This is a genomic window from bacterium (assembly GCA_026414725.1).
Taxonomy (GTDB): domain Bacteria; phylum Ratteibacteria; class UBA8468; order B48-G9; family JAFGKM01; genus JAAYXZ01.
In genome coordinates, this window is sequence record JAOAIL010000055.1 from 460 (window position 1) to 717 (window position 258).

A 258-nucleotide genomic window follows, 5' to 3' on the forward strand; every position below is an offset into this window, starting at 1 on the left:
CAGGCAGCACCTGAAGAGATACCACACAATATCCCTTCTTCTCTTGCCAACCTCTTTGCTGTCTCTATTGCATCATTATCAGATACCTTTATTATCTCATCTATTACCTTAACATTCAAAATATCAGGCACAAAACCAGCACCTATACCCTGAATCTTATGTCTCCCTGGACTGCCACCTGAAAGAACAGGAGAATTCTCCGGTTCAACTGCTACAATTTTTATATCTTTCTTTCTCTTCTTCAATACTTCTCCCACA

The 258-nt window shown here is 39.9% G+C and carries 1 pseudogene; it reads right to left on the reverse strand.

Annotation, left to right across the window (positions count from 1 at the left end):
* Positions 1 to 8 precede the first annotated feature (8 nt).
* Positions 9 to 258: pseudogene (locus N3D17_07805) on the reverse strand (pyridoxal-phosphate dependent enzyme).